The organism is Billgrantia desiderata (assembly GCF_900108215.1).
GTDB lineage: Bacteria > Pseudomonadota > Gammaproteobacteria > Pseudomonadales > Halomonadaceae > Halomonas > Halomonas desiderata.
In genome coordinates this window covers 39,960-64,081 of the sequence record NZ_FNVC01000011.1, presented here as the reverse complement: position 1 = coordinate 64,081, position 24,122 = coordinate 39,960, and the positions used below count along the sequence as shown (strand labels likewise).

General features: G+C 66.4%; 18 protein-coding genes. 4 read left to right on the top strand and 14 right to left on the bottom strand.

The window, feature by feature from the left end; all coding sequences use genetic code 11:
• Positions 1 to 32 precede the first annotated feature (32 nt).
• The 6 genes from C4S71_RS11680 to C4S71_RS11655 all read right to left on the bottom strand — a co-directional run bounded on the left by C4S71_RS11680 (position 33) and on the right by C4S71_RS11655 (position 10,431).
• Positions 33 to 1,154 carry a beta-ketoacyl-ACP synthase III gene (locus tag C4S71_RS11680; RefSeq protein ID WP_086508419.1) on the bottom strand — a complete coding sequence of 374 codons (1,122 nt, stop codon included), beginning with the start codon at positions 1,152 to 1,154 and terminating at the stop codon, positions 33 to 35.
• Between the two features lie 78 nt (positions 1,155 to 1,232).
• Positions 1,233 to 5,279 (bottom strand): ATP-dependent RNA helicase HrpA, encoded by a 4,047-nt coding sequence (gene hrpA, locus C4S71_RS11675; RefSeq protein ID WP_200825285.1) that lies wholly within the window; start codon positions 5,277 to 5,279, stop codon positions 1,233 to 1,235.
• A 95-nt stretch (positions 5,280 to 5,374) separates the two neighbouring features.
• Positions 5,375 to 7,048, bottom strand: coding sequence for an AMP-binding protein (locus C4S71_RS11670; protein WP_086508420.1), 1,674 nt, complete (start codon positions 7,046 to 7,048; stop codon positions 5,375 to 5,377).
• Between the two features lie 217 nt (positions 7,049 to 7,265).
• Complete coding sequence (locus C4S71_RS11665) at positions 7,266 to 8,096, bottom strand: class II glutamine amidotransferase (protein WP_086508421.1); 831 nt, start codon at positions 8,094 to 8,096, stop codon at positions 7,266 to 7,268.
• The gene (locus tag C4S71_RS11660) at positions 8,089 to 9,939 is read right to left on the bottom strand and encodes a vWA domain-containing protein (RefSeq protein WP_103969222.1); all 1,851 of its coding nucleotides are present in this window, start codon (positions 9,937 to 9,939) and stop codon (positions 8,089 to 8,091) included. Before C4S71_RS11660 ends, C4S71_RS11665 begins: the two co-directional genes overlap by 8 nt.
• A 9-nt stretch (positions 9,940 to 9,948) precedes the next feature.
• Positions 9,949 to 10,431, bottom strand: a complete 483-nt coding sequence (locus C4S71_RS11655; RefSeq protein ID WP_086508423.1) for a hypothetical protein — start codon at positions 10,429 to 10,431, stop codon at positions 9,949 to 9,951.
• Positions 10,432 to 10,516: 85 nt separating this feature from the next.
• Here C4S71_RS11655 and C4S71_RS11650 point away from each other — a divergent pair, with 85 nt between their 5' ends.
• Complete coding sequence (locus C4S71_RS11650; RefSeq protein ID WP_103969221.1) at positions 10,517 to 12,604, top strand: S9 family peptidase; 2,088 nt, start codon at positions 10,517 to 10,519, stop codon at positions 12,602 to 12,604.
• Between the two features lie 49 nt (positions 12,605 to 12,653).
• Here C4S71_RS11650 and C4S71_RS11645 read toward each other — a convergent pair whose 3' ends face one another.
• From C4S71_RS11645 to dnaX, 7 genes are all read right to left on the bottom strand, one after another.
• Complete coding sequence (locus C4S71_RS11645) at positions 12,654 to 13,061, bottom strand: hypothetical protein (protein WP_160113380.1); 408 nt, start codon at positions 13,059 to 13,061, stop codon at positions 12,654 to 12,656.
• A 448-nt stretch (positions 13,062 to 13,509) separates the two neighbouring features.
• A complete protein-coding gene (locus C4S71_RS11640) occupies positions 13,510 to 13,959 on the bottom strand; it encodes a YcgN family cysteine cluster protein (RefSeq protein ID WP_103969220.1) in 450 nt (149 codons plus the stop codon).
• Between the two features lies 1 nt (position 13,960).
• Entirely contained in the window at positions 13,961 to 14,272 is a 312-nt protein-coding gene (locus C4S71_RS11635) for a YcgL domain-containing protein (RefSeq protein WP_086508426.1), read from the bottom strand.
• Positions 14,269 to 15,399 (bottom strand): ribonuclease D, encoded by a 1,131-nt coding sequence (gene rnd, locus C4S71_RS11630; RefSeq protein ID WP_086508427.1) that lies wholly within the window; start codon positions 15,397 to 15,399, stop codon positions 14,269 to 14,271. Before rnd ends, C4S71_RS11635 begins: the two co-directional genes overlap by 4 nt.
• A 33-nt stretch (positions 15,400 to 15,432) precedes the next feature.
• Complete coding sequence (gene recR, locus C4S71_RS11625; protein ID WP_086508428.1) at positions 15,433 to 16,038, bottom strand: recombination mediator RecR; 606 nt, start codon at positions 16,036 to 16,038, stop codon at positions 15,433 to 15,435.
• A gap of 59 nt (positions 16,039 to 16,097) precedes the next feature.
• Entirely contained in the window at positions 16,098 to 16,424 is a 327-nt protein-coding gene (locus tag C4S71_RS11620) for a YbaB/EbfC family nucleoid-associated protein (protein WP_010627889.1), read from the bottom strand.
• Between the two features lie 37 nt (positions 16,425 to 16,461).
• Positions 16,462 to 18,600: a DNA polymerase III subunit gamma/tau gene (gene dnaX, locus C4S71_RS11615; protein ID WP_103969219.1), complete on the bottom strand. Its 2,139-nt coding sequence runs from the start codon at positions 18,598 to 18,600 to the stop codon at positions 16,462 to 16,464.
• A 249-nt stretch (positions 18,601 to 18,849) separates the two neighbouring features.
• Between dnaX and C4S71_RS11610 the strand changes: the two genes are divergently transcribed.
• Together C4S71_RS11610 and C4S71_RS11605 are read left to right on the top strand one after the other, a co-directional pair.
• The gene (locus C4S71_RS11610; protein ID WP_103969218.1) at positions 18,850 to 20,136 is read left to right on the top strand and encodes an NAD(P)/FAD-dependent oxidoreductase; all 1,287 of its coding nucleotides are present in this window, start codon (positions 18,850 to 18,852) and stop codon (positions 20,134 to 20,136) included.
• Positions 20,137 to 20,395: 259 nt separating this feature from the next.
• A complete protein-coding gene (locus C4S71_RS11605) occupies positions 20,396 to 21,607 on the top strand; it encodes an iron-containing alcohol dehydrogenase (RefSeq protein ID WP_103969217.1) in 1,212 nt (403 codons plus the stop codon).
• 6 nt (positions 21,608 to 21,613) lie between these two features.
• Here C4S71_RS11605 and C4S71_RS11600 read toward each other — a convergent pair whose 3' ends face one another.
• Positions 21,614 to 22,660: a histone deacetylase family protein gene (locus tag C4S71_RS11600; RefSeq protein WP_103969216.1), complete on the bottom strand. Its 1,047-nt coding sequence runs from the start codon at positions 22,658 to 22,660 to the stop codon at positions 21,614 to 21,616.
• A gap of 102 nt (positions 22,661 to 22,762) precedes the next feature.
• Between C4S71_RS11600 and C4S71_RS11595 the strand changes: the two genes are divergently transcribed.
• Positions 22,763 to 24,046, top strand: coding sequence for an ArgE/DapE family deacylase (locus C4S71_RS11595; RefSeq protein ID WP_103969215.1), 1,284 nt, complete (start codon positions 22,763 to 22,765; stop codon positions 24,044 to 24,046).
• Positions 24,047 to 24,122 lie beyond the last annotated feature (76 nt).

Below are 24,122 nucleotides of genomic sequence, written 5' to 3'. Positions count from 1 at the left end.
TACGTCTCCTGAAGATTCTCATAGGGGGTGCGTCACAGCCGGCGCACCACCACGCAGCCGGCACTGTACCCGGCGCCGAACGAGCAGACCACCCCTATGTCGCCCGAGGTCAGGTCGTCACGGTGCAGATGGAAGGCAATGATCGAACCCGCGGAGCTGGTGTTGGCATAGCGATCGAGGATGATCGGTGCCTGTCCGGGTTCGGGATCGTGGCCCAGTACCCGCCGGGCGATCAGGTCGTTCATATGGTGGTTGGCCTGGTGCAGCCACAGGCGCGCAAGGTCGTCGCCGGACAGGTCGAGGCTGGCCAGATGATCGCTGATCATGGCCGCCACCATGGGACAGACCTCCTTGAACACCCGCCGCCCCTCTTGCACGAACAGCTTGTCGCTGGCCAGCGGGTCGCTGTCGGTGACACGATTGAGGAAGCCGGCATTGTTGCGAATGGCATTGGAGAAGCGAGTGGCCAGGCGCGTCCCGAGGATCTCGAAGCGACTCTCGGCGGTGGCCAGCTCGGCACTCTCCAGCACGATCGCGGTGCAGGCATCGCCGAAGATGAAATGGCTGTCGCGGTCGCGGAAGTTGAGGTGGGCCGAGCAGATCTCGGGATTGACCACCAGCGCGCGCTTGACGTTGCCGCCGCGAATGGCGCCTGCCGCCAGGTCGATGGCGAAGGTCGCCGAACTGCAGGCCACGTTCATGTCGAACGCATGCCCGGTGGTGCCCAGCGCCGCCTGCAGTTCCACCGCTACCGCCGGATAGGGGCGCTCCAGGTTGGAACAGGCGACGATCACCATGTCGATGTCACCGGCCTCGACACCGGCGGCCGCGAGGGCCTGGGTCGCGGCCGCAAGCCCCATCTCACACTGGATGGAGGGTTCGTCGTTGCTGCGCTGGGGCAGACGCGGACGCATGCGCTCGGGGTCGAGAATGCCCTCGGCATCCAGCACGTAGCGACTGTGGATCCCCGATGCCTTGACGATGAACTCGCTGCTCGAATATGCCAGCGGTTCGCGCTCGCCGGCCGCGATGGCGGCGGCATGGCGTTCGTTCTCGATATCCACCCAGGCGTTGAACGAGGCGACCAGCGCATCGTTGTCGATGGCGTGCTCCGGCGTGAAGAGTCCCGTACCGGTAATCACGACGTCTGTCATCAGTTTCTCCCTCATGCGGCCTGCTGACCGCTGGCTGGCATCGGCGAACCGATGCCTCATGTCTCGTTTATCGGCGGGTCAGGCCCCACCTTGACCGTGTCCTGTCAGTTCCGTCCAGCGTCGCTCGAGGCGCTTGACGGAAACCGGCATGCGGGTGCCCAACTGCTGGGCGAACAGCGACACCCGCAGTTCCTCGATCCACCAGCCGAATTCCACCAGCTCGGGATCCTCGTGGCCACCGCGGCGCTGACTCTCACGGCGCGCGGCCAGGCGCGCCTCGAAGTCCTGCACCTCCTGCATGTGCATCTGATCGCGCATGCGCTCGCGCGGGGCTTTCTCCAGGCGAATCAGGGCCGCCTCCATGTAACGCGGGTATTCCTCAAGCCATTCCCCGGCTTCGCTCACGAAGCCGGGGTGCACCAACCGCTGCATCTGCGCCTTCAAATCACTGTATACCAAGGCCAGCGCCAGGTTCAGGTTGCCCTTCAGCGCCTTGGTCACGGCCAGGTGGCCTTCCAACGCTCGCTTGAGCGTGGCAACCAGCGCTTCGGCAGTGGGCACCAGTTCGCCGCGGGTCGCAGCGAGGCGAGCGTCGAGCTCGGCGTTGCTGCGCGGCAACGGTGCCATGCCCATGCTACGGGCGAAGACTGCTTCGACCACGTCGTCGACCAGGACCCGCTTGCTGCCCACCTTGGTGAACAGCAGGGCGCAAGCGTCAAGCCCCTTGAGCTGCTGGATGACACGTACCTGCTCGGGCAGGCGGGTCATGGCCAGCCGCACCACGCCGCGGCGATGGGCCTGCTCGGCCTTGCCGGGGTGATCGAACAGCTCGATGCGGAAGGCGTCTCCTTCCGGCACCAGCGCCGGATACGCTTCGACCCGGATACCCACCTGAGTGGTCACCCGCGACGCGGGCAGCGGGGTGTCGGGTAGCCCGGCGACGTCCGGTGCGTCGCTGACTTCGGCCGCCAGCGCCCGGGCACCCTCGCCCGCTGCCGCCTCGAAGCGTCGCTCCAGCTCGCGCACGTCACGCCCCTGGCCAAGCTCCTTGCCTTCATGATTCACGACACGCACGTTCATGATCAGGTGGGGCTCGAGCTGGTCGTAGCGCCAATCGTCGGGGTGCACGCGCACCCCGGTGCGGCGGCGCAGAAACTCCCCCAGCGCCTCGCTGAGCGGCACGTCGTCGGGCGTGAGAGTCTCCAGCGCCGCGTCGACCCAGTCGGGAATCGGCACCACCTGGCGGCGGATCGACTTGGGCAGCGACTTGAGCAGGGCGATGCACTTCTCGCGCAGCAGCCCCGGCACCAGCCACTCGAGCCGTGCCCGCGGCAGCTGCGGCAGCATTGCCGCCGGCACCGTCAGCGTCACGCCGTCGTCCGGCGCGCCGGGTTCGAAGCGGTAGGCAAGCGGATAACGCACTCCACCGAGCACCAGCTCATCGGGGTACTGAGCCTGGGTGACCTCCGCGGCCTCCCGGGCCAGCAGCGCGGCGCGGTCGAACTTGAGGATGGCGGGATCCTTGGCCTCGGCCTTGCTGCGCCACGCCTCGAAGCCCTTGCCGTTGACGATATCCTCGGGGATGCGCTCGTCGTAGAAGGCGAACAGCGTCTCCTCGTCGACCAGAATGTCGCGCTTGCGGGCGCGATCCTCCAGCTCCTCGACCTCCTCCACCAGAGCGCGATTGTAGTCGAAGAACTCACCCTTGGTGCGGAAATTCCCCTCCACCAGCGCGCGGCGGATGAACAGTTCGCGCGACTCCTGCGGCGCAATCGGCCCATAGTGCACGCTGCGCCCGCTGACGATGGGCAGACCGAACAGGGTGACCTGCTCCTTGGCCACCACCTGGGCACGCTTCATCTCCCAGTGGGGTTCGCTATGGCTGCGCTTGACCAGATGCCCGGCCACGGGTTCGATCCACTGCGGCTCGATCCTGGCCACCGTTCGCGCGAACAGCCGGGTGGTCTCCACCAGCTCGAAGGCCATCAGCCACTTGGGCGCTTTCTTGGCCAGCCCGGAGCCGGGGTGGATGACGAACTTGCGGTTACGTGCGCCCAGGTATTCGCGGTTTTCGGTGAGCATGCCCAGATGCGAGAGCAGCCCCGGCAGCAGCGCCTTGTGCAGCTGCACGGCGTTCTGCCGGCGGGCCTGCTGTCGGGCCTGGTCTAGGGTCTCCCCTTCACCGGCGGGCTCGGGCGGCGGCGTGGGCGGCGGCACCTCGATCTCCATCTCGCGCAGCAGCTGACGCAGCTGGCGGAAGGTGTCGTGCCATTCGCGCAGACGCAGGTAGTTGAGGTAGCGCTCCTTGCACCAGCGTCGCAGGCGGTTGCCCGAGAGTTCCTCACGGGCCGCCTCGAAGCCCTGCCACAGGTTGAGCAGGGCGACGAAGTCGGAGTCCGGGTCGTGCCAGCGGCGGTGGGCCTGATCGGCGGCCTCGCGCTTCTCCGCCGGGCGGTCGCGCGGGTCCTGCACCGCCAACGCCGAGACCACCACCAGCACGTCGCGCAGGCTGCCCTGCTCGGCGCCGGCCAGCACCATGCGCGCCAGGCGCGGGTCGATGGGCAGCCGGGCGAGCTTGCGCCCTATCGCCGTCAGACGATTGCTCTCGTCCACCGCACCCAGTTCGAACAGCAGGCGGAAGCCGTCGGTGATGAAGCGCGAGTCGGGCGGGTCGACGAAGGGGAACCGTTCGATGTCGCCGAGCTTGAGCGACAGCATCGACAGGATCACCGAGGCCAGGTTGGTGCGCCGGATCTCGGGATCGGTGAATTCGGGACGGGAGAGGAAATCCTCCTCATCGTAGAGGCGGATGCAAAGCCCTTCCGCCACGCGCCCGCAGCGCCCCTTGCGCTGGTCGGCGCTGGCCTGGCTGACCGGCTCCACCGGCAGCCGCTGGATCTTGGAGCGATAGCTGTAGCGGCTGATGCGCACCAGCCCCGGGTCGATCACGTAGCGAATGCCCGGCACCGTGAGCGAAGTCTCGGCGACGTTGGTGGCCAGCACGATGCGCCGTCCGGCGTGGGGGGCGAAGACGCGGTTCTGCTCGGCGTTGGAGAGCCGCGCGTAGAGCGGCAGGATCTCGGTGGCCTTGAGGTCGGCGCGGCGCAGCGTATCGGCAGTCTCGCGAATCTCGCGCTCGCCGGGCAGGAACACCAGGATGTCCCGCGGGCCGTGGAACCAGCGCTTTTCCCGCTCGATCTGCTCGATCTCCTCCACCGCGTGGAGAATGCCCTCCTGCAGGGTGCGGTCGGCCTCGTCCTCCTCCTCGCGCACCAGCGGCCGGTAGCGTACCTCAACCGGGTAGGTACGTCCCGACACCTCTACCACTGGCGCCGGTCGGGGCACGCCATCCTTCCCGGGCAGCGCGAAGTGCTCGGCGAAGCGCGCCACGTCGATGGTGGCCGAGGTGATGATCACCTTGAGTTCCGGCCGCCGCGGCAGCAGCCGCTTGAGGTAGCCGAGCAGGAAATCGATGTTGAGACTGCGCTCGTGGGCCTCGTCGATGACGATCGCTTCGTAGCGGGTCAGATCCGGGTCGTGGCGGGTCTCGGCCAGCAGGATGCCGTCGGTCATCAGCTTGACCAGGGTGTCGTCGCTACTCTGGTCGGTGAAGCGCACCTGATAGCCCACCTGCTCGCCCAGCGGGACCTGGAGCTCCTCGGCCAAACGCGTGGCCACCGAGCGCGCCGCCAGCCGCCGCGGCTGGGTGTGGCCGATCAAACCGCGCCGTCCCAGGCCCAGCTCCAGGCACAGCTTGGGCAGCTGGGTGGTCTTGCCCGAGCCGGTCTCCCCGGCCACCACCACCACCTGATGCTCGCACAGCGCGGCGAGAATCTCGTCTCGCCGTTCCGCTACCGGCAGCTCGGCGGGATAGTCGAGCGTTACCGTCTGTGCGCGGCGCCTGGCCACCAGCGCCGCGGAACGCTCGATGCCGCGCACCACCTCGGCCAGGCCGCGATCCACCGGCTTACCCTCCCGCAGGCGTCGCTCGAGGCCCTTGAGCCTGCGCGTGAGCGGCTCGCGATCACGCAGCATGACCTCATCCAAAGCGCGCTCCAGACGCTCCAGCGCAGCCCTGTCGGCGGCATTGGCAGAACCAGTAGGGGTTGCGGTGCTCACAGCCATCCTCTTGCCATGGAAAAAACCTGCCCGCTCCAGGCCACCGGAGCGGGCAGATCATTGTAACGCCGGGAAGCGGAGTTCGGCCAATCGCGGCCGTGCTACTCCTTGCTGTCGCCTTCCTCGTCGCGCAACTGACGGCGCAGCACCTTGCCGACGTTGGTCTTGGGCAACTCGTCACGGAACTCGACGAACTTGGGCACCTTGTAGCCGGCCAGCTCCTTCTTGCACCACTCGCGCAGCGTCTTCTCGTCCAGGCTCTCGTCGCGCTTGACCACGAACAGCTTCACCGCCTCGCCGCTGTCCTCGTCCTTCACCCCGACAGCCGCCGACTCGACCACGCCCGGATGACCGGCCACCACGTCCTCGATCTCGTTGGGATAGACGTTGAAGCCCGACACCAGGATCATGTCCTTCTTGCGGTCGACGATCTTGATGTAGCCGTCCTCCTGCAGCACGGCGATGTCGCCAGTGGAGAACCAGCCATCGTCACTCAGTACCTTGGCGGTCTCTTCATCCAGGTTCCAGTAGCCCTTCATCACCTGTGGACCCTTCACGCACAGCTCGCCCGGCTCGCCCAGCGGCAGAGTATTGCCGTCGCTATCCACCACTTTGACCGCGGTGCCCGCCACCGGCTTGCCGATGGTGCCGAGCTGAATGGCGTCGATGGGGTTGAAGCTGACCACCGGCGCGGTTTCGGTGAGCCCGTAGCCCTCGGCGATGTCGCATCCCGTGACCTCCTTCCAGCGTTCCGCCGAGGCCTTGGTCAGCGCCATGCCGCCGGAGATGGTCAGGTGCAGTTGCGAGAAGTCGAGCTTGCGGAAATCCTCACGGTTGCACAGCGCATTGAACAGCGTGTTCAAACCGATGAAGGCGGTGAACTTGATCTTCTGCAGTTCCTTGACGAAGTTGTCCAGGTCCCGGGGGTTGGGAATCAGGATCGAGTGGTTGCCGGTCTTCATCAGGAACAGGCAGTTCACGGTGAAGGTATAGATGTGATAGACCGGCAGCGGCGCGATCACCACCTCCTTGCCCTCATCCAGGCCCGGGCCAATGGCGGCGTCAGCCTGCAGCATGTTGGCCACCAGGTTGCAGTGGGTGAGCATGGTGCCCTTGGGCAGGCCGGTGGTGCCGCCGGTGTACTGCAACGCGGCGATGTCGTCGAGCCCCCGCTCGACTTCGCGATGCTGACGCGAAGCACCGTCCTTCAGCGCCTTGCGGAACGGTATCGCCATCGGCAGCGAGTAGGAGGGCACCATCTTCTTGACGTACTTGACCACGGCGTTGATGAGAAAACGCTTGGGGAAACCGTGCATGTCGCCAAGCTCGGTGACCAGCACGTGCTCGATGTCGGTACGATCGAGCACCTTCTCGAGCTTGCTGGCCATGTTGGCCAGAATCAGGATCGCCCGGGCACCGGAGTCCTTGAACTGATGCGCCATCTCGCGCTCGGTGTAGAGCGGGTTGGTATTGACCACCACCAGGCCGGCGCGCAAGGCGCCAAACACCGCGATAGGGAACTGCAGTACGTTGGGCAGTTGAATCGCAATGCGATCGCCTGGCTGCAGCCCGGTCTCGTGCTGCAGCCAGGCGGCGAAATCGGCAGAGAGACGGTCGAGTTCGGCAAAGGTGAGTGTCTGACCCATGCAGGTGAATGCCGGATTGTCGGCAAAACGTTTCACTGCCTCATGGAAGACGTCCATCAGCGACCGGTACCGATCCATGCCTTCCAGCTCAGGTCCATTGAGAATACCGGCGTTGGCTTGTTCATTCATAGGCGCTATCTCCACAGCTTCGTCGACACGGTCACTCACCCTCGACCCCGACGGTTCTTGTTGTGACAAAGCCCGTACGATATACCAGGCATCGCTCGTCTGTAAAACGCACGATTCAAACGATCGTTCACACAAGAATACGCGGTTTCAGGGTGCTCCTTTGTCTACCAAGCTGGGCAAAATCGGCCAGAAAGGCAAGCCGGCGCGGGCAAAGGGCTCAGTCTCGTTCAGTCGGTGCCTCGGCCACGAAGCGGGCCACGATCCGCCCATGCCGCCACACCAGTAGCTCACCCGGCACCATGCGAACCCATGCCTCGTTACTGGTCAGCGGCTCCGTCGCAATCACCGAGACGATGTCGTCGGGGGTCGTATGCTCGGCAAAGTTGACCGTCAGCTCGGCATCCGAGAGCTCGGCGCTGCCGAACGGAGCCCGCCGCGTGATGTGGGCCAGCTTGGTCGAGCAATAGGTGTAGAGAAACTCGCCGTCGGCCAGCAGCAGATTGAAGACTCCTTTGCCGCGCAGCGTTTCGCACAGGCCATGGAGGCGTTGCCAGAGCGCCTGGTGTTCTTCGCTCAGCAGCGTATCGCTCGTTGCCAGTCGCGGTGCCTCGGCGAAGCGCTCGCGCAAGCTGGCCAGCAGCCAACAGAAGGCATGTTCGCTGTCGGTATCGCCCACCGGCCGGTAGAAGCTCAGGGGCAATTCCTGCCACTCTTCAAGCTGACCATTGTGTGCGTAGCACCAGGTTCTGCCCCACATTTCCCGGGTAAAGGGGTGAGTGTTGGCCAGGCGAACCTGGCCGACATTGGCCTGCCGGATGTGGCTGATGGCGATATGGGACTTGATCGGATAGTCGGTGATCAACCGGGCAATGGGCGAGCGGATCGACGGGTGAGGATCGCGGAAATCGCGATAGCCGCCCGCCTCGTAGAAGGCGATACCCCAGCCGTCACGATGGGGCCCGGTGCCGCCGCCGCGATGCAGGAAGCCGGTGAAACTGAAGCAGATGTCGGTGGGCACGTTGGCGCTCATGCCCAGCAGCTCACACATGCGGCTCCTCCCGTGACCCGGCATGACGATGCCGTATCGCCATTCGCCAGGCGACCAACAGTACCAGCAATAGCAGTAGCCCGCCGGCCAACAACGCCCCGGCCCCGCGCCGGTCCCCCATGGCCTCCTCGAGCGGCCGGGTCAACACGGGCTGCCACTCTCGCCAGCGCTCCTGGGCCACCCGCGGCAGTTGCTGAATGCTGCGCACGGCTTGTTCCAGCGGCTGTGGCAGCGGCGACTCCGAGGTGGCACGCGGCTCGCGCACCGGGGTCAGCTCTTCGTGGAAGCGCACCACATCCAGGGCCGGGCCGGCATCCACCTGATCGATTGCCGTCGCCACCGACGGGAACAGCACCAGGCGCGGCAGCTGCAGCTCGTGGGTCTCGCCGTCCAGGGTGGCCTCACCGCGCAGCACCAGCGGCACGCTGAGCGCCGTATCCAGCTCCGGTAGCGCAATGCTCCAGCGCCGCTCGGAAGTCGGCTCGGCGGCAAGGTGTGCGCCCTGGAGCTGACCGTAAAGCCGGGTATTGTGACGATCCAGCAAGGGATGCTCGGCATTCAACAGGACCCGCCGGCTGGCCTCGTCATGGCGGGCCGCCACGGCCGGCAGGACATTGACCGGCTGAACACGCTGGCGGCGAAAGCCCTGGCCTTCGGCGCGCACCGCCAGTTGGGCCTTGCCCGCCAGCGCCGGCGCCGGCAGCCTGCCGACGAAACGCGCTTCCTGCTGCTCGAGCACCACCGCCGACTGGGCCGAGCCCGATTCGTCACGCAGCTCTGCCGTCAAACGGAGATGGGCCGGCAACGCGTCGGCCTCCACCTCCTCACCCTCGCGCACGAACCAAGCCTCGACCGGCACGCCGAAACCGAGATACAGGGTGCTAGAAACGCCGCTCATCTGCAGGTTGAGCGGCGACTCGACGGTGATGCGGCTGTTCGGCCCCGCCCCGCCCTCGAGGCGCCATTGGCCCGCCTGAGGATCGGGCACCTGAATGAGCTCGTAGTGAGGCTCGCTGCGCCACTCGGCGCCTTCCGGGGGGTCTTCGGCGGTGTAGCGCCGGCCATCGGGGGCGACCAGCGTCGCCGGCTCTTCGCCGCGAAACAGCAGTGCAGTGAAGCCGCGCAGTCCCGGCTCGACGAGGAATCCCCGGTCGGTGAGCGGCACGCGGTCGCTAGGATAGATGCGGTCGACGATATCGACGAAGGCGCCCATCAGCGCGTCGGGAGCGGCGACCGACGCCGAAAGCCCACCGGTCATCTGAGCCAGGCGTTCGACCAGATCGAGGTCGGCCTCGTCCGAGAAGGCGATGGCGTGTATCACCACGCCTTCATCGGCCAGACGTGGGCCGAGCTCATCGAGCAGCGCCTCACGCGAGGACGCGTCGATGGCCGGCTTGCTACCGCGCCAGGGTGGCAGATCGATCATGCCGTCGGTGAGCAGTACCAGGTGGATCGGAACGCCGTTCGGCTCGGCCATGGCCGCATGGTAGACCGCCGACTCGATGTCGGTGTATTGCTCGTAGTCGACCAGCCTCGGCGCCAGGGCTCTGGCGCGGTCGCGCCACTCGGGGTTGACCGGCGCCGGCGGTAGCGGGCTCGCCACCCGCTCGCCGAAGGTCCAGATCCCTGCCGTGGCACCATTGGGCACCATGGCGACAAGAAGTTCCAGCGCCTTGCCGGCCAACTGATCGGGGTCGTTGTGGCGCATGCTCCCCGAAACGTCGAAGATGACCCTGACCTCGGGCCGCTCCGCTACCTCTGCAGCGGAGAGATGACCCGCCATTACCAGGCAACCGGCCAACCCTGCCAGCCAGCGCCGTATCGTGTTGCGCTCCCTCCCCATCGGGGCTCCCTAGCCGATCTTCGGCTCCCGGCGCTTGGTTGACGCATGCGGTTGTCTACCGCCCTGGCCAGCGCGCCTTCTGTTATGATCCCGCTTCCTGCTCTCTTCGTCCTGTTGCTTTTTCTTCTGCGCACCGCCTTCAACCACAGGCTCGGCACGAAACATCCATACCTGCAACACGCCGATGGCCAGGCCCAGCAGTGCGCCCGCAGCCAACAGCAAAGCCGTCGACATCAGTGTCGACGCGTTGCGCTCGAGAAACGCCACGGCTGCCACCACCACCGCCGGCGCCATGCCGGTATAGGTCTCACCTTCTACCAAGGGCAGCCGAAAACGCGTCGGCATCCACAGAATGCCGGCCACCGCCCAGGTGATGGGCAGGCGCAGCATACGCGGTAGAAATGCCAGCCCCAGATAACCCGCCAGCAGCACGACTAGCGACAAACCCAGATAGGTCAGCCATAGTAGGGACATCGAATCGGATGTCAGCATCGATACCTCTTCGTTGCATTACGCCCCGCCGCATGATGGAGCGTACAGGATGGAAAGTCATTTTGAGTATGGTACACCCGCCCCAATGAAAGCACAGCCGCCACAAAGCTCCTCTATCCCCACCGCCGATTTTTCATCGCCGTCGCCGGTCGAACGCTTTCGCCGCGCCGACGACCCCGGATGGCATTGGCTGGAAGACCGAGACGACCCCCAGGTCAGCGCCTTTCTGGAAGCGGCGAATGACGAATCGAAATCATGGATGAAGCCGCTCGACGACCTCGTCGAACGTCTTTATCACAGCCATCTTTCTCGCCGCGAGCTGGGCGTCAAGGGACTGCCCACCGCGCTGGACCACTTCACCTACTGGAGCGAGACGGCGAGCGATGCCGACTATCCGGTCTGGTGGCGTCATCTGAACGGCAACGTGAGCGATGCCACGCCCTTTCTGGACCTGCAACGGCGCGCCGAGGCGGAGCACTATCTGGAATTGGGCGACATGGCCTTGTCGCCGGACGAGCGCTGGCTGGCCTGGACCGAGGATACCAGCGGCGATGAGCGCTTCACGCTCTATCTCAAGGCCCTGCCCGACGGCGAGCCACTACTGCTGCTGGAGGAAATCGGCCCTGAACTGACCTGGGCCGAGGACAACGCCACGCTGCTCTTCACTCGCTACGATGCCACCCAGCGACCGGACAGCATCTGGCGTCTGCCACTGAATCAGAGCCAGGCCGGGGAGCCGGCGCTGATCCTGCGTGAAAACGATCCGGAATTCTGGCTGGGGCTCGGCAAGACGCGCTCACGGCAATGGCTGGTGCTGGAGAGCGCCTCCAAGGACACCAGCGAGTGCTACCTGCTGCCGGCCCGGGCACCCGACCAGGCACCACGCTGCTTCCGCCCCCGAGAGAAGGGCGTGGAGTACGGACTGGAGCACCGCCCCGGGTATTTCTACGTGTTGCACAACCGCAACGCCCCTCACTTCTGCCTCGAGGTCGCGGACGAACATGACCCGCAGGCGCCATGGCGCCCCCTGCTCGAACACCGCGACGACACCACCCTGGAGGATGTCGAAGCCTTCGACTGGGGCCTGGCCATTACCGAGCGCGACCATCACGAGGCCCAGGTCAGGGTTCGCATCGTCGAACTCGATGGCAGCCATGCCGTACGCCGAGACGAGCGCTTGCCGCTGCCGGAATCACCCTGCAGTCTGATGCTCGGCGACATGCCGCACTTCGACAGTCGCCGCCTGCGCCTGCGAGAAGAGTCCTTCGTCATGCCGGTGCGCTGGCTCGAGCACGATCTCGACAGTGGCCAGCGCCAGATACTCAAGACACAGCCGATTCACGGCGACCTGCAGCCAGAGGACCTGTGCTCCGAGCGCATCTGGGCACGCGCCCACGATGGCGAACGAATTCCGGTCTCGGTGGTAATGCGCGCCGACCTCGCCGGACGCCCACTGCCCACCCTGCTGTACGGCTATGGCGCCTATGGCGAAGTGCTAGACCCTTGGTTCTCGGTGGCCAGGCTCGAGCTGCTGGCGCGCGGCGTTGCCTTTGCCGTGGCGCATGTGCGCGGCGGCGGCGACCGAGGCGAACCCTGGTACCTGGCCGGCAAGCTCGAACACAAGGAAAACAGTTTTCGCGACTTTCTGGCGGCGCGCCACGCGCTGGTGGAAAAAGGCTTCAGCGACGCCGAACGCATTGCCGCCTATGGCGCCAGCGCCGGCGGCCTGCTGGTGGGCGCCAGCCTCAATCTGGCACCGGAGGCCTTCTGTGCTGCCGTGCTGGATGTTCCCTTCGTCGACGTACTGCGCACGATGGAGAACCCCGACCTGCCGCTGACCACAGCCGAATACACCGAATGGGGCAACCCCGACGAGCCGGATGCGCGCAAGCGCATTCGCGCCTATTCGCCGCTCGACAACCTGACGCCTCAGCCCTACCCCACCCTGTTCCTTCAGGGCAGTTGGCACGACACCCGGGTGCCTTACTGGGAGCCCGCCAAGCTCTATGCCCGGCTGCGGGAAATGGGCACCGCGCGCGGCCCGGTGCTGCTGCGTACCGACATGGCCGCCGGACACGGCGGCGCTTCGGGTCGCTTCAAGGCCTGGCACGACAATGCCCGCCAGGACGCCTTCATTCTCTGGGCGCTGGGGCTGGCCGACAGAGAGGCGTGAGCAGCCCGGCGGCAGGAGAATCCGACCCGGTTGGAACCGGGTCGAGTTGTCACTGGAGATCAGCCGCCGGAGCCCCCACCGGAGCCACCGCCGTCACCCCCGCCGGAGCCGCCACCGTCACCCCCACCGGAGCCGCCACCGTCACCCCCGCCGGAGCCACCCCCGGAACCGCCCCCACCAGAGCCGCCGCTACCTCCCCCGCCGGAGCCGCCTCCATCGCCCCCACCGGAACCGCCGTTGCCGCCACCGTCTCCGTTACCACCACCGTCACCGTTGCCGCCGCCGTTGCCGCCACCGTCTCCGTTACCACCACCGTTTCCGTTGCCGCCACCGTTGCCGTTACCGCCACCTGATCCACCGCCACCGCCACTACCACCACCGCCGCTACCGCCACCGCTGGGCGGCGAGGAGCGCCCGGTACGCACCAGGCCACCGTCGCCCCCTCCTCTGGACCCATCCAGGCCTGTCGCTCCCAGGCCGGCGCCGGTTGGTGGCAGCCATTCCAGCAATTCGTCGAGTTCCTCGTCACTCAGCACGGCACCATCGTTGAACAGAGCATTCCAGCGTGCCGTCATCTCCTCGTCGCTGAGCGGCTCGGTCCAGGGCTGCGACTGGGCCATGGCACTCGTTGTCAGCATGACGCCAAACGTCACCCCTGCCGTCGTTATCCATCTCCGTTTCATGATCCCCTCCCATCGGCTTGCTCAGCCTCTCGTGGCATCTGCAATGCCCCCTTGACTGCAACACAAAGTTACAAGCGGCAACACTCAGCATCATGGGGATTGAAAGAAATGGCCATCAGCAGCCAGGCTGAAATTGCATACCAAGCGGCTGGTACGGTGATGAAAGGTCATGCCTGAAGCGCATGCTCAAGCGATACCAAAGGCCTTCAGACCTTGAGGGGATCAGCCGTCAATCGGCAGTATGGCGATGATGTGGTCTTCCAGTTCGTCCTCGGCCACATCACGCTGGGAGATGGCAAAGCTGCGTACGCTGATGCCCTTGCGATGAACGCGCTCGGGGTCGCCGGAAATCAGCGGATGCCACCCCGCCAGCCGGCGGCCTTCGGCGATACGACGGTAGGCGCAGGACTTCGGCAGCCAGCGGAACTCGTCGACGCGCTGCGGCGTGAGTCGGGCACAGTCGGGTACCCGGGCCTGACGGTTGGGATAGTCGCTACAGCGACAGCTGTGGATGTCGAGCAGCTCGCAGGCCACGCCAAGCACGGCGAGGTCGCCGCTGTCCTCGTCCTGAAACTTGATAAGACAGCACTGGCCACAGCCGTCGCACAGCGCTTCCCACTCCTCGGCGGTGAGCTCCTCGAGGTCGAAGCGCTCCCAGAACAATTCGCGCATGTCAGTAGCGCGACTCGGTGGGGGTACGGTACAGGTCCAGCAGATACTCCTCCTTGGCCGGGGGCATCTGCAGATAGAACCCCTTGTCGCGGATCGCCGCCATCACGTCTTCCGTCTTGGCGCGGGCCAGCGGCTTTTCCGGCGTCAGGATCATGGTCATGACCGATATCGGCTTGCCGAAGCGCTCGAGCAGTACCGCAGGCACCTCGGCCAGCCCCTGACGCTTGTCGACGTAGAGGTACATTTCATCCTTGCGCGGGCTCTTGAAGATCTCGCACAGCAGCTTGTCGCCTTGCAGGCGGTCGTCTTTCATTCGGCCTTCACCTCATCCAACGCTTGCTCCAGGGGTGCCGCGAGGCAGTCGCCACGCCAGCCCTCAGGCAAAGGCAGCGGCTCCCCAGCCAGATCGGCGGCGATCAGCGCTTCCAGCTCGCGGCGGCGCATCAGTACCTCCGGTGCCAACCCCAACCGCTCGGCATGTTCGTTCACCACCCGCTTGAGCGCCTTCATTCGCCGCTTGTAGTCCGCCCCCAGCGGCGAGGGCTGCGATGCTGGCAGAGTGTCCGCCTCGCACTGGCGCGCCTGCTTCACCATCGCCAGCAGAGTGTCGCCGTCGCGCTTGATCAGGCTCGGCTTGATCTCTTCGACCTCGGCGAGCTGATGACGATTCTCCGGCATGCGCTCGGCAATGGCATACAGCACCCGATCATTGACCAGCCAGCCCCGCGGCAAGTTGCGTCGCCGGGCCTCGCCTTCGCGCCAGGTGGTCATCAGCCGATAGGCCTCGACCTGACGTGGCGTGAGGCGCCAGAGCTGGCGATGCCGCCGATACCACTGCCCATCCGTCTCGTCGCTGCGCAGTGCCTGTGCCATCAGCTCACGGCAGTCGGCCTCGAGCCATTCACGGCGCTGCTGTCGTTCCAGCGCTTCGCGCTGACGCTCCCAGACCTTGAGCAGGTAGACCACGTCGAGCGCCGCATAGAGCCGCTGGGATTCGCTCAGTGGACGCTGCAACCAGTCGGAGCGGGTCTCGTCCTTGGGCAGCGTCTCCCCGGTCCAGTGATGCACCATGCGCTGATAGCCCATGGCGGGGTCTTCCCCCAGCAGTGCCTGAGCCACCTGGGTATCCACCAGCGGCGCCACCGACACGTCAGCCCAGTGGGCCAACACCTCCAGATCCTCGCTGCTGGCATGCAGCAGCTTCAGCGGCCCCTCGCCCAACAGGCGGCGAAAGGCAGCGGTGCAGTCCACCACGACAGGATCGACCAGCCAGGCCGGCCCACCGGCGGAAAACTGGATCAGCGCGGGAATCGGGTGAAAGGTCTTCTCGCGAAAGAATTCGGTATCCAGCGCGATCACCTCGGCGCCGGCCACCTCGGCGCAGGCGGCATCCAGCGCCTCGGGGGTGTCGATCCAGCGTATCTCGGGGGTCAGGGTCATGCGGTCATCCGGCAACAGGAAAAGGCAGCGACTTCAATCGCCGCGAAACGGCAGGCGGCCGTTGAAGGCACGACTGAGAGTACCGCCATCGACGTACTCGAGTTCCCCACCCATGGGTACACCATAGGCCAGGCGCGACAGCGTCACCCCATGGGGTGACAGCTGAGCAGCGATGTAGTGCGCCGTAGCCTCGCCCTCCACGGTGGGATTGGTGGCCAGGATCACCTCGCCGATACCGCCCTCGGCGATACGCGCTTCGAGCTGGTCGAGACCCAGGTCCTCTGGGCCGATGCCATCCAGCGGCGAAAGGTGACCGTGGAGCACGAAATAGCGGCCACGGTAGCCGCCCGCCTCCTCGATGGCGAGCTGGTCGGCAGGCGACTCTACCACGCACAGCAGGGCGTCGTCGCGCCGGCTGCTGGTACACAGGCCGCAGACCTCCTCCTCGGTGAGGGTGCGGCAGCGCCGGCAGTAGCCGACCTGCTCGATGGCCTGCTCGAGCACGCCGGCCAGACGACGCCCGCCATCGCGGTCACGTTCGAGCAGATGCATCGCCATGCGCTGCGCGGTCTTGGGGCCTACGCCCGGCAGCACACGCAGCGACTCCATCAGTCTCTCGACGAGGGGGGAGAAGCTCATTCGATACCTCTAGAGGATGAGTGACGCCGCATGGCCGAGCTCAGCCGGTTTCAGTCGAGTCAGAAAGGCATCTTGAAGCCAGGCGGCAGGTTGAGCCCCGCCGTGGCCTCTTCCATCTTGGCCCGCGAGCTGGCCTCGACCTTGCGCACCGCGTCGTTGACCGCCGCGGCCAACAGGTCCTCGAGCAGCTCCTTGTCCTCTTCCATGACGCTGGGATCGATATCGACCTTGCTCACGTCGTGTCGACCGTTCATGGTCACCTTGACCATGCCGGCGCCGGCTTCACCGGTCACCTCGGCCTTGGCGATCTCTTCCTGGACACGCTGCATTTTCTGCTGCATCTCCTGGGCCTGCTTCATCAGGTTGCCCATTCCACCTTTCATCATGGTCGTTCCTCTCGCTTGGCAAAGTGAACTTGTCTTTTCAGGCCCTGGATGCCGCTTCGGCCGGCTTGACGCTCGACTCGATCAGGCGCGCACCGAAGGTTTCCTGCAGCTGTCTGACGTGAGGGTCGCGATGCAGGGCGGCCACCGCCTCAGCGTGACGCTCGGCGGCAATCCGGTCGGCACGCTGGCGCGGCGTCTCGATGTCGGTCGGCAAGGGCCCCGGCACGATCGCGAGCTGGCGTACGATGCCGATGCCGGCCAGCGCCTCCTGCACGCGACGTTCGTGGATCTCTGCGTTCATGGCCTCCTGAGACGGATCGAGGCGCAGCGTCAAGCGCCTGCCGTCATCGGCTTCGACCACACAGTGGGCCGCCAGGTTGCGGGTCAACCCGCCGAGCCCCAGGGCGTCGAAGCCTAGCAACCAGCGATCATGGCTGAGCAGTTCGCCGTCTGCCGCCCGCTCTACCGCAGGGCGCAGCTCGGGGGCATCGGCGGACGCGGCGCCGACGGCCGGCTCGGGCTCGTCGAGCACGGCCAGGTCGCTCTCTTCTGTCTGTGCCGCTTCTGTCTGTGCTGCTGTCCTGCCCACGTACTCCTGCGGCAAGACGGTGGCAGCGCGCGGCTCAAAGGCAGGTTCAGGCGCGGGCGCGTGAGCAAGCTCCGGTTCCGGAACAGGCTCCGGTTCAGGCCCAGGCACAGGTTCCGGCGAAAACCGGGACTCGGGCAACGGTTCTGGCTCAGGCTCATGTTCAGGCCTTGGCGCGACGGTCGCTTCCGCGGTGAACTCGGGTTCGGCCGTCGCCTGGGCGGCGGAATCAAGCGACGGCTCCGGCGCCGCTTCCTCCCAAGGCGGGGGCGGCTCCGGCGGGCGCACGGCCTCGGCAGCAGGCGACGGTGCCCTCATCGCCGGGGCCGGCTCGGATGCCGACTCCGGTTCGGGATGGCGCGGTGTCGCGCCAGCCGACTCGCCCTCCGGTGAGGCAGGCTCGTCGGCGCCACTCGCCGGCGCGGCGGACGAGCCGCCGCTTTCGGCACCGCGCAGCGGCAGTGGGGTCTTGGCCGGCTGCGGCACGCCCTGGGGGCGGAATGCCAGCATGCGCAGCAGCGTCATCTCCAGCGCCGTGCGCAGATCGGGGGCGTGAGCCATGTCGCCGCGCCCCTGAATGCCGATCTGGTAGTAGAGCTGCACGTCCTCGGCGGTGAAGCGCGCGGCCAGAGCCAGCACCGTGTCGCGGTCGCCGTGGCCGTTGTCCACGGCGGCGGGCACCATCTGAGCTACCGCCAGGCGGTGCAGCACCGCACTCAGGTCGTCGAGCACGGCGGCGAAATCCGGCCCCTGCTCCGCCAACTGGGCGATCTCGACCAGCAGCCGCGGCGCATCGACATCCGCCAGCGCCTCGACCAGCGCCAGCACGTGGCGGTGGTCGAGCGTTCCCAGCATGGCGGCCACGTCGGCATGGCGCACCTGGCCCTGACCGAAGGCAATGGCCTGATCGGTCAGGCTCATGGCATCGCGCATGGAGCCGTCGGCGGCCCGTCCCAGCAGCCACAGCGCGCTCTCCTCGAAGCCGATGCCCTCGGCCTCGAGCACCTTGGCCAGATGGGTGACGATACGCTCCGGCGGCATGTTCTTGAGGGTGAACTGCAGACAGCGCGACAGTACCGTGGCCGGCAGCTTCTGCGGATCGGTGGTGGCAAGCAGGAACTTGACGTGGGGCGGCGGCTCTTCCAGCGTCTTGAGCAGCGCATTGAAACTGCTGGTGGAGAGCATGTGCACCTCGTCGATGAGATACACCTTGTAGCGGCCCTGCGTGGGGGCGTACTGCACGTTGTCGAGCAGCTCGCGGGTATCCTCCACCTTGGTGCGCGAAGCGGCGTCCACTTCGATCAGATCGACGAAGCGGCCTTCGTCGATGGCACGGCAGCTGTCGCACTGACCGCACGGGGTGGAGGTAATGCCTTCGTCGCCATACCCTTTGGCCGTACAGTTGAGACATTTGGCAAGTATTCTTGCCAGCGTTGTCTTGCCGACACCGCGTGTCCCGGTGAACAGGTAGGCATGATGCAAACGCCCCTGATCCAGGGCATTGACCAGTGCACGCTGGACGTGCTCCTGGCCGACCAGTTCATGGAACGTACGCGGGCGCCATTTGCGGGCCAGAACCTGGTAGCTCATTGCAGTACGGATTCCTTGCAACAGGGCTGGCGGGCAGCCGATCGGAGCAGGGCCTGCTGCGCCCCGACGAAGGTGTCCGGTAACGAGCCGAACGCGAAAACTCCCATTCTACCGGCTGATGCCTGGGGCGCAAAGCACACCCGGCAATGACCCGCGGCACGCCAGCCGAAGCACCGCCCAGGGGGCTCGTCCGCCAGGCTGGCTGTGTTAGCATGCGTTGAGTATTTTCGACATTTCGATGGAGTCATCATGAGCGAACCGCGCTGCGCCTCCTACTACACCGCCTCGATCCACCAGGAGTCGGACTATCCTCGGCTGGAAGGCGAAGTGACGGTCGACGTAGCCATCGTCGGCGGCGGCTTCACCGGCGTGGCCACGGCGGTGGAACTGGCCGAGCGCGGCTATCGGGTAGCCATCGTCGAGGCCAACAAGATCGGCTGGGGCGCCAGCGGACGCAACGGCGGCCAGGTGACCGGCAGCCTCTCCGGCGAGGCTGCCATGCGCAAGCAAATGCGCCGCACCCTGGGCGAGGCCGCCGACGACTTCGTCTGGAACCTGCGCTGGCGCGGCCAGCGCATCATTCGCCAACGGGTCGAGCAGTACGGCATTGCCTGCGACCTGAAGCACGGTCATCTGCAGGCAGCCTGGAAGCCCTCGCACATGACGGCGCTACGCGCCGACTTCGAGGCCTGTCAGGCCCGCGGCATGGGCGAGCACGTCGAGCTGCTCGATGCGCATCAGGTACGCGACGTCATCCGCACCGAGCTCTATCATGGCGGTCTGCTCAATCGCTACAACCTGCACCTGCACCCGCTCAACCTATGCCTGGGCGAGGCGCGAGTGGCCGCAAGCCTGGGGGCGCTGATCTTCGAGCGCTCCCCGGTGGAGCGCATCAACCATGGCCCCTCGCCGGCCGTGATCACGGCGCACGGCACGCTGCGCGCCGACCGCGTGCTGCTGGCCGGCAATGCCTATCACCGCCTGGAGCGCCGCCGCCTGGGCGGCAGGCTGTTTCCGGCCTCGCTGGGCATCGTCACCACCGCGCCGCTGGGTGGGCTGGCCGAAGCGATCAACCCCCAGGATCTGGCGGTGTACGACTGCCGCTTCGTACTCGACTACTACCGTCTCACCGCCGACGGCCGGCTGCTGTTCGGCGGCGGCGCCAACTACTCGGGCAAGGACTCCCCCGACATCGCCGCCGAGCTGCGCCCGCGTCTGGAAGCCACCTTTCCGCAGCTCGCGGGCACGCCCATCGATTACGCCTGGCAGGGCATGGCCGGCATCGTGATCAATCGCATCCCCATGCTCGGCAAGCTCTCCGACACCGTCTACTACGCCCAGGGCTACTCGGGCCACGGCGTGGCGACCTCGCACATCGTCGGCGAGATCATGGCCAAGGCGATTGCCGGTCACATGGAGGAGTTCGACACCTTCGCCGCCTGCCGCCACCTCAAGGTGCCATTCGGTGACGCGCTGGGCAATCCGCTGCTGGCCGCGGGGATGTGGTATTACCAGCTCCTCGAGCGCTGGCGCTAGGGAAACACTGAACAAAATACCTGCGCGAGCGAATCACTGCGTTGCGAGGTGCGCGGAATCCTCACATATACCCCATATGCTCCGGTTGACTCGAAACCTTCGGTTTCTCACCCCTTCGGGGCCAGCCTACGGTTGTTTGTCGCTTCGCTCGGTACTGTGCTCCGTGCGCCTTGTGCTTCATCTCGCTCGGCGATTTGTTCAGCGTTTCGCCGCTGCTTATAGTGTGCTTCACCCCAACAACTAGAATAGCGGGCCGGCCATGACAGCTTCCTTTCCCGAACGTATCGACGCCTTTCGTATCGCCCGCCTGCCGGATATCCGCTTCGGCTCCGGCAGCATCCAATTGCTGCCAGGACTGATCGCCGACTACGGCACAAGCGTGCTGGTGGTCACGGGCAGGCGCTCCTTCGTCGCCACGCCACGCTGGCAGGCGCTGGTCGCAGCACTCGAGGCACAGGGCGCCAGCTGGCATCACGTCACCGTCGAGGGGGAGCCCTCGCCGCAGCGGGTGGACGCCATCGTCGCCGAACATCGGGGGCACGCCATCGACGTCGTGGTCGCCATCGGCGGCGGCAGCGTGCTGGATGCGGCCAAGGCGGTGGCCGGCCTGCTGCGCCCCGGCAATTCGGTGATGGATCACCTCGAGGGCGTCGGCCGTGGCCTGCCCTATCGCGGCCCGGCAGTACCGCTGATCGCCGTGCCCACTACCGCCGGTACCGGCAGCGAGGCGACCAAGAACGCCGTGCTCAGCGTACAGGGCGCCGACGGGTTCAAGAAGTCGTTCCGCGATGAGCGGCTGGTCGCCGCCGTGGCGCTGGTCGACCCCGAGCTGCTGGCGGGCTGCCCCAAGGCGCAGATCGCCGCCAACGGCATGGATGCCTTCACCCAGTTGCTCGAATCCTACGTCTCGCTCAATGCCAGTCCCGCCACCGACGCTCTGGCCTGGTCCGGCATGCAGGCGTTCCGTCGCGGCTTCTGGCCGGCCTGGACGGTGGATCATCCCGAGGCCGACCAGGGCTACGGCCAGCTCGCCTACGCCTCGCTGATGTCGGGTATCGCCCTGGCCCAGGCGGGCCTGGGCTCGGTACACGGGCTGGCCTCGCCGCTGGGCGCCTTCTTCCCGATTCCCCATGGTACGGTGTGCGGCACCCTGGTCGCCGAGGCCACCGAGGTCAACGTCGCGGCGCTGCGCCAACGTGCGCCGCACGCAGCAGCCCTAGCCAAGTACGCCGAGGCCGGCCGCCTGGTCAGCGGCAAAAGCGAGCTGAGCGACGACGACGCCTGCGATGCCCTGGTCGAAACGCTGCGCGAATGGACCCAGCGGCTCGACATGCCGAGGCTCGCTGCCTACGGCATGCAGCGAGACGACATCGAGCGCGTGGTCGCCGGCGCCCGGGGCGGCAGCATGAAGACCAACCCCCTGGTGCTGACCGATGCCGAGCTGGGCAGCCTACTGGAACGGCGGCTCTAGGCGGCTCTATTCGACTCTGGCTAGGGCAGCGTCGAAGCCGCTCAAAACATTCACCACGTTGATGCCGATCTCCTCCACCGCGTAGCCGCCTTCGAGCAGGAAGACGGTGGGCAGGCCCAGTGCGGCCAGACGGCGCCCGACATCCGGGTAGTCATCGCTTCTCAGCTTGAAGCTGCTGATCGGGTCGTGCTCGAAAGTGTCCACCCCCAGCGATACGACCAGCAGCTCGGCCCCGACCTGACGAATGCGCGCCAGCCCCTCGTCGAGAGCCGCCGACCAGCGCGCGTAGTCGGTGCCGGGTGGCATGGGATAGTTGACGTTGAAGCCTTCGCCCCGGCCGCTGCCGGTCTCGTCGGCGTGGCCCAGGTAATAGGGAAAGCAGTGCAGCGGGTCGCCGTGCAGCGATACGACGATCACGTCGTCGCGGGCGTAGAAGATCTCCTGGGTGCCGTTGCCGTGGTGAAAGTCGATGTCCAGCACCGCCACCCGCGAATGCCCGTGCCTCAGGGCCTGCTCGGCGGCGATGGCCGCGTTGTTGAAGAAGCAGTAGCCGCCGAACTGATTCGACGACGCATGGTGGCCCGGCGGACGGCACAGACCGAAGCTCGGCTCGCCGCTCTCGAGCGTGTGGCTCAGCGCCGACAGGGCAATGTCCTTGCTGACCTCGGCGGCCTCGAAGGTGTTGGCGCAGATCGAGGTCTCGCCGGTCTGGGCGTAATGGCCGAGCCGCCCTTCGATGTGTTCGGGTATCCGCACGCCGGGCATCGAACGGGACGGCCAGATGTTGGGGATCGCCTCGCCGGCCATGCCGGCCGCCTTCCACTCCTCCCAGCAGCTGGCCAGGAACTCGACGTAGTCGCGATCGTGCACGGCCAGCACCGGGTCGAGACCGAAGCGGGTCGGGGCCTGCACCGGGCCGAGCCCGCTTGCCCGAACCCGCTCGAGCACCAGGTCGACGCGCTCCGGACACTCGAAGGGCGTCATGAGCAGCCCCTCGTTGAGCTCGGTCTTGGCGCGACGCAGCTTGGTCGACTCGCTATGGAAGGTCAGCATGACGACACCTCTTCGGAATGGTTCGCTTGACCTTGCCATGCCCCGGGCCGGGATACCATATAGTGGAGTACTTCAACGACAAGCGCCGACTGGGAGGCTCTGATGCTGAGTGAGATCGAACGGCGCATCGTCGAACGCTGCGAGGCGCTACTGGACGACACCCTGGCGCTGACCCGCGATCTGGTGCGCAGCTACAGTGTGCTGGGCCGTGAGCACGGCGCGCTGGAGACCATGGAGCGCTGGTTCGAACGCCTCGAACTGCCGGTTACCCGGGTACCTCTGGACGCCCCCGGTTTCGCCGCGCATGCCCACCGCGTCCCTACCGAATGGGACTGCGCCGGACGCTACAACCTGGCGGCCCAGCTCAACGCCGAGGCTCCGGGACCGCATCTGGTGTTCAACGGCCACCTCGACGTGGTGCCTGCCGAACCCACCGACATGTGGACCCGCCCACCCTGGGAGCCATGGGAAAAGGACGGCTGGCTCTACGGGCGCGGCGCCGGTGACATGAAGGCCGGCATCGCCGCCATGGTGATGGCCGTGCAGGCGGTACGCCAGGCCGGAATCTCCATCGACTTCCCCCTGACCCTGCAGACGGTGATCGAGGAGGAGTGCACCGGCAACGGCGCTCTGGCCTGCCTGCACCAAGGCTTCAGCGGCGACTTCGTGCTGATTCCCGAGCCCTTCGGCGCCCGGATCTATGCCGGCCAGGTCGGCGTACTGTGGTTCCGCATGCGCCTCGACGGAGTGCCGGCCCACGTGCTCGACACCCGTGCCGGACGCAACGCCATCGAGACCCTGGTCGAGTATCTGCCCGCGTTCAAGGCGCTGGAGGCCGAGATCAACGGCCTGCCGCGCCAGGCGCCCTACGATGCCCTCGACAGCCCTTTCAACCTCAGCATCGGCAAGATCGAGGGCGGCAATTGGGCCTCCAGCGTGCCCGCCCATGCCAGTCTCGAAGGCCGCGTGGGCTTTCCGCCGGGCATGACGCCCGATGAGGTGATGGAGCGTGTGCGCCACTGCGTGGCGACGCGCCACGCCGAACTTGCCGATGCCGGCCCCGCCCCCCGGGTGGAGTTTCACGGCTTCCGCTCCGAAGGTCACCTGGTCGACCTCGAGGCGCCGGGCATCGTGCTGCTTTCGCGCTGTCATCAGGATCTGCTCGGCGAGCCGCCGGCCACCTATCTCTCCACCTGCACAACCGACCTGCGCGCCTTCCACGTCAGCGGCGCGATCAATGGCACCTGCTACGGGCCGGTGGCCCAGCGCATCCACGGTGTCGACGAGTGCGTCGAGATCGACTCGATTCGCCACGTGCTGACCACCTACGCGCTGTTCATCCATCGCTGGTCGGATATGGCCAGGAGCATGGGAGACGAATCCTAACTAGGGGGCAAAACGCAGCGGGGAGGCCATTGGCCTCCCCGCTCGTTCGTTCGTTCGTTGCATTGCTCGTTGCTGT